The 5,254-nt window shown below is 71.0% G+C and carries 5 protein-coding genes, 1 tRNA gene and 1 pseudogene; 5 read left to right on the plus strand and 2 right to left on the minus strand.

Going from position 1 to position 5,254, the window contains the following annotated elements; genetic code table 11:
- A pseudogene (locus B8460_RS21700) lies at positions 1-270 on the plus strand (chaperone, ATP12); the annotation flags it as partial.
- The gene (locus B8460_RS06490; RefSeq protein ID WP_048860768.1) at positions 267-536 is read left to right on the plus strand and encodes an acylphosphatase; all 270 of its coding nucleotides are present in this window, start codon (positions 267-269) and stop codon (positions 534-536) included. The pseudogene B8460_RS21700 and the gene B8460_RS06490, both read left to right, overlap by 4 nt.
- 341 nt (positions 537-877) lie before the next feature.
- On the opposite strand, the gene B8460_RS06495 is transcribed toward B8460_RS06490, so the two are convergent.
- Both B8460_RS06495 and lipB read right to left on the minus strand, forming a co-directional pair.
- On the minus strand, positions 878-1,678 hold the full coding sequence (locus tag B8460_RS06495) for a phytanoyl-CoA dioxygenase family protein (RefSeq protein ID WP_048860769.1): 801 nt from the start codon (positions 1,676-1,678) through the stop codon (positions 878-880).
- Positions 1,679-1,741: 63 nt separating this feature from the next.
- The gene (gene lipB, locus B8460_RS06500; protein WP_084623293.1) at positions 1,742-2,491 is read right to left on the minus strand and encodes a lipoyl(octanoyl) transferase LipB; all 750 of its coding nucleotides are present in this window, start codon (positions 2,489-2,491) and stop codon (positions 1,742-1,744) included.
- Positions 2,492-2,520: 29 nt separating this feature from the next.
- On the opposite strand from lipB, the gene B8460_RS06505 reads away from it, so the two are divergent.
- The 3 genes from B8460_RS06505 to B8460_RS06515 form a co-directional block, all read left to right on the plus strand.
- Positions 2,521-2,603, plus strand: a tRNA-Leu gene (locus B8460_RS06505).
- A gap of 111 nt (positions 2,604-2,714) precedes the next feature.
- On the plus strand, positions 2,715-5,003 hold the full coding sequence (locus B8460_RS06510; RefSeq protein WP_048860772.1) for an NADP-dependent malic enzyme: 2,289 nt from the start codon (positions 2,715-2,717) through the stop codon (positions 5,001-5,003).
- A gap of 12 nt (positions 5,004-5,015) precedes the next feature.
- On the plus strand, positions 5,016-5,254 hold a 239-nt coding region (locus B8460_RS06515), incomplete at its 3' end, for a hypothetical protein (protein ID WP_048860770.1).

Consider the following 5,254-nt stretch of genomic DNA (forward strand, 5'->3'; position numbering starts at 1 on the left):
GCGGTCGCGCGCGCCGGCCCGCACCGCCTCGCCGGCCTCGGGCTGGCGGTGCCCGCGACCGGCAGTCTGGTGCTCGGCCTCGCGCTGGCCGAGGGAGCGATCTCCGCCGAGGATGCCCATGCGGCCGCGGCGCTGGACGAGTTGTTCCAGGCGAGCCAGTGGGGCGAGGATGCCGAGGCCGCGGCGCGACGCGCCAGGGTCGCCGCCGACATCGCCCTGGCGGCGCGCTATATGTCGCTGGCGTCGGCGGCGGAGGAGTGCGCGCCATGAGCGCCAAGCGACTTGTGGTCAACGGCCGGGTGCAGGGCGTCGGCTATCGCGTCTGGATGGCGGAACGCGCGACGGCACTCGGCCTCGACGGCTGGGTGCGCAACCGGGGCGACGGCGCGGTGGAGGCGCTGGTCGCGGGCGACACGGCGGCCGTGGAGGAACTGCTCCGCCACTGCCGGCGCGGCCCGCGTCTGGCGAGCGTGGCGAGCATCGACGAGGATCTCGCCGAACCCCCGACGCGACCGGGTTTTCACATCCTGCCCTGACGCACGGGCGCAGGATCACCCTCCCGCGCCCGGGGCACGACGTCCGAGGGGGATTCATTCCGGGTTGTCATACCGACCCGCGACGGTGCCCGCCGGCTCGGCGGCTTTTGCCCGCGCCTATGCCCGGCTCGGCCGGCGGCCGCTGTATCTCCTCGACGACCGAACGCGCGATGACAGCCGCGCCGTCCTCGCGGCGCACGATGCCGAAGCGGTGGAGGTGACGCCGACGGGGACCCCGTCTGTTATGCTGGCCGACAGATTTGCCTGTCGATCGCTTCGCTGTCGATCGAGCAAGAGTTGTGCCGGCGGCGCCCGAACCCTCTGCTTTTACGCCGCGCGTCTCATGCGGCGATCCGGCGTCGCGCGCGGGCATAGGCACGCAGGGCGTCGTCGTCGACCGGGGTGATCGGCGTGAAGTCCGTGTGGGCGATCCAGTCCTTGCGCGTCGGCGTGCGGATGTAGTTCGAGACGGCGTTCAGCGTGAGATACACGATCTTCCGCCCATACGGCGTGATGTTGCCCGCCGACCCGTGGACGAGGTTGCCGTGAAACATCAGCACGCCGCCGGGCTTGCCGGTCGGCGCGACGATCGGATGCGCCTCGGCCAGCTTGGCGACGGTCGCGTGATCGAGCGTCCAAAGCGGATACGACGTGGTGGACGTATCGTGCGCCGCGGCCAGAACGCCCTGCTTGTGACTGCCGGGGATCAGCATCAGCGGCCCGTTGATCGGCAGCACCTCGTCGAGGAAGACGGAGATGTTCATCGCCCGCGGCTCCGGCATGCCGTCGTCGCGCGCCCAGGTGCCGTAATCCTGGTGCCACTGCCACACCTCGCCATCGAACGCGGCTTTGGCGTTGATCTTGTACTGGTGCATGTAGAGCTGTTCGCCGAACAGCTGTTCGACCGGCTCGATCAGCCGCGGATGCGCGCCCAGCAGGCGGAACGGTTCGCTGTAGGTATGGGCGGCGAAGGCTGTGCGCGGGGCGCCGCTGCTCTCGCGCCAGACTTCCGGACGGGTCTGCCGATAGATCGCGTCCGCCTCCTCGCGCAGGACGGCGATCTCCTCGTCGTCGAAACATTCGGGCAGGAACAGGTATCCCTGCTCGTCGAACTCCCGCAGCTGGGACTCGCTCAGACGCATGGCCGTCTCCCCTGTTTGTTCCGCCGCCTCAGTCTGCCCGATCCGCCGGTGGCGGCAAGCGTGTCAGTCCCCGAACACGCCGTCCCAGGCGGCGCGGAGCGCGGCATCGACCTCGGCCATTGTCGCGGTGATGCCGAGGGCGGCGAGGCTCGTCACGCCGTGCTCGCGCACGCCGCACGGGACGATGCCGTCATAGTGGCGCAGGTCCGGGTCCACGTTCAGCGCGACGCCGTGCCAGCTGACCCAGCGGGCGACGCGCACGCCGAGGGCGGCGATCTTGGCCTCCGTCCCGGCAGCGCGGTCGGCGATCCAGATGCCCACGCGCCCCTCCCGCCGTTCGCCGCGCACGCCGAACCGGTCGAGGGTGGCGATCAGCCAGTCCTCCAGCCCGCGGACATAGGCACGGACGTCGCGGGCGGCGACCGAGCCATGCCGCCTTGTCAGGTCAAGCATGACGTAGCCAAGGCGCTGGCCCGGCCCGTGATAGGTCCACTGCCCGCCCCGGCCCGCGTCATAGACCGGAAAGCGCGCGCCATCGCGCAGGTCCGCCGCCTGCGCCGAGGTGCCGGCCGTATAAAGCGGCGGATGTTCGGCGAGCCAGACCAGTTCCGCAGCACCCGCCGCACGGATCGCCGCCGCGCGCGCCGCCATGACGGCGAGGGCGTGCGGATAGGCGACCGGGACGTCGCTGATTTGCCATTCCGGGGCGGCCGGGTGCCGGTCGGCGCGCCCTGGGCCATGGGACCCGGCTTGGGGCGTGCCTGGGGGCGTGACGGAAGGCGAAAGGGGGCTGATTGAACCCGTCACGGTCATCGGCTATATCCCGCCGCCTTCGCGCACGTGCGGTCGTGGCGGAATGGTAGACGCGCAAGCTTGAGGTGCTTGTGGGGGCAACCCCGTGGAAGTTCGAGTCTTCTCGACCGCATAACCCGCCCTGAACGCTGGCCTGATGACGCCGTGCCCGCCTTGCCTTGCGGGACGGCAGCCACGCATGCTCGCGCGCATCCCGCACCGGGTGACAAGACGAGAGATGGCGATGGACGACGACTTCCGTAAGGCCGCGCTCGACTACCACCGCCTGCCGCGGCCGGGAAAGCTCGCGATCGAGCCGATCAAGCGTATGGCGACGCAGCGCGACCTCGCGCTCGCCTATTCGCCCGGCGTCGCCGCCGCGTGCGACGCGATTTCCGCCGATCCGGACGCGGCACGCGATTACACGGCGCGCGGCAACCTCGTCGCCGTGATCTCCAACGGCACCGCCGTCCTCGGCCTCGGCAATATCGGCCCCCTCGCCGCCAAGCCGGTGATGGAGGGCAAGGCCGTGCTGTTCAAGAAGTTCGCCGGCATCGACGTCTTCGACATCGAGGTGGACGCGACCGACCCCGCCCTTTTTTGCGACGTGGTCGCGGCGCTGGAGCCGACCTTCGGCGCGATCAACCTGGAGGACATCAAGGCGCCGGAATGCTTCGAGATCGAGCGCACGCTGCGCGCGCGGATGCAGATCCCGGTCTTCCACGACGACCAGCACGGCACGGCGATCACGGTCGCCGCGGCAATCCGCAACGGGCTGCTGCTGCAGGGCAAGCGGCTGGAAGACGTCCGCCTCGTCACGTCCGGTGCCGGCGCCGCGGCGCTCGCCTGCGTGGACCTGCTGGTCTCGATGGGGCTGCGGCAGGAGCACGTGATACTGACCGATATCGCGGGCGTCGTGCATGCCGGACGCGAGAATCTGGACCCGAGCCTCGCGCGCTATGCGCGCACGACGGATGCCCGCACCCTGGCCGACGTGCTGGAGGGCTGCGACGTTTTTCTCGGCCTGTCGGCGCCGCGGGTGCTGAAGGCGGAGTGGCTCGGCCGTCTGGCCGAAAAGCCGCTGATCCTGGCGCTCGCGAACCCGGAGCCGGAGATCCTGCCGGAGGCGGTGCGCGCGGCGCGCCCGGACGCGATCGTCGCCACCGGCCGCAGCGACTACCCGAACCAGGTCAACAACGTCCTCTGCTTTCCCTTCATCTTCCGCGGCGCGCTCGATGTCAGCGCGACCGAGATCAACGAGGCGATGAAGATCGCCGCCGTCGAGGCGATCGCCGAGCTGGCGCGGATCGAGGCGAGCGAGGTCGTGGCCCGGGCCTATGGCGGCGCCGCGCCGGTGTTCGGCCCGGACTACATCATCCCGAAGCCGTTCGACCCCCGCCTCATCCTGCAGATCGCGCCGGCGGTGGCGCGGGCGGCGATCGCGACGGGCGTGGCGCGCCGGCCGATCGCGGATTTCTTCGCCTATCGCCGCGAGCTGGAACGCTTCGTCTTCCGCTCCGGCCAGCTCATGCGGCCCGTCTTCGAGGCCGCCAAGAAGGAGCTGCGGCGCATCGTCTATGGCGAGGGCGAGGACGAGCGCGTGCTGCGCGCGGTGCAGACCATCGTGGATGACGGCATCGCCGAGCCGATCCTGCTCGGCAGACGCGCGGTGATCGAGCGCCGCGTGCGGGAGATGGGGCTGCGACTCGATCTCGACGAGAGCGTGCGCATCCTCGATCCGACCACGGATGACGCGACGTTCGCGCCGCTGGTGCGGGAATACCAGCTGCTGAGCGGCAGGCGGGGCGTGCCGCCGGACGCGGCCGCGCGGCGCGTGCCCACGCGCAGCTCGGTCGCGGCGGCGATGCTGCTGCATGCGGGGCATGCGGACGCGGCGATCTGCGGCGGCAGCGGCAACTGGTGGCGGCAGATCCAGTACGTGCTGCCGATCATCCCGCGCCGCCCCGGCGCCACCCGCGCCTATGCTCTGTCCTGCCTCATCCTGCAGGGCGGCGCGCTGTTCATCGCCGACACGCACATGGTGACCGATCCGACCGCCGAGCAGATCACCGAGATGACGATGCTGGCGGCGGAGACGGTGCGCGATTTCGGCATCGCGCCGAAGGTCGCGATCCTGTCGCATTCGAGCTTCGGCGCGAGCGACAGCACGAGCGCGCGCAAGATGCGGACGGCGCTCGGCCTGATCCGCGCGCGCTGCCCCGATCTGGAGATCGACGGGGAGATGCACGCGGACGCGGCGCTGTCCGAGGCGATCCGCGACCGCGCGGTGCCGGACAGCCGGCTGTCGGGCACCGCCAACCTGCTGATCATGCCGAACATCGACGCCGCCAACATCGCCTTCAACCTGCTGAAGGCGGCGGCCGACGGGTTGCCGATCGGGCCGATGCTGCTCGGCATGTCCAAGCCCGTGCATGTGCTGGTGCCGAGCGTCACCGCGCGCGGCATCGTCAATCTCAGCGCCGTCGCCGCCCTGCATGCGCAGGTGGTGGAAGCGGCGGCCGCGGCCGGATAGCGGCGCGACGCGATGCCCTGGCTGCTCGCGGGGCTGGCCGTCGTCGTGGTGTTCTATGCCAGCGTGCGCGCCTTCGCGCGGGCGGACGTGCGCACGATCCGCTCGCTGCTGTTTTGGACGCTGGCGCTCGGGGGCGCGACGCTCGCCGTGCTGCTGGTGCTGACGGGGCGGGTCGCGGTGGCGCTGCCGGCGCTGCTGATGTTCGGGCCGCTGCTGGTGCAGGGCTGGCGGGATCGGCTGCGCCACCGCCA

The organism is Acidisphaera rubrifaciens HS-AP3, assembly GCF_000964365.1.
In the GTDB taxonomy this organism is placed as follows: domain Bacteria; phylum Pseudomonadota; class Alphaproteobacteria; order Acetobacterales; family Acetobacteraceae; genus Acidisphaera; species Acidisphaera rubrifaciens.

Excerpts from the sequence above, each read along its gene's own strand:
- B8460_RS06490 (WP_048860768.1), top strand. The coding sequence starts at position 267 with ATGAGCGCCAAGCGACTTGTGGTCAACGGCCGGGTGCAGGGCGTCGGC.
- B8460_RS06495 (WP_048860769.1), bottom strand. The coding sequence starts at position 1,678 with ATGCGTCTGAGCGAGTCCCAGCTGCGGGAGTTCGACGAGCAGGGATAC.
- lipB (WP_084623293.1), bottom strand. The coding sequence starts at position 2,491 with ATGACCGTGACGGGTTCAATCAGCCCCCTTTCGCCTTCCGTCACGCCC.
- B8460_RS06510 (WP_048860772.1), top strand. The coding sequence starts at position 2,715 with ATGGACGACGACTTCCGTAAGGCCGCGCTCGACTACCACCGCCTGCCG.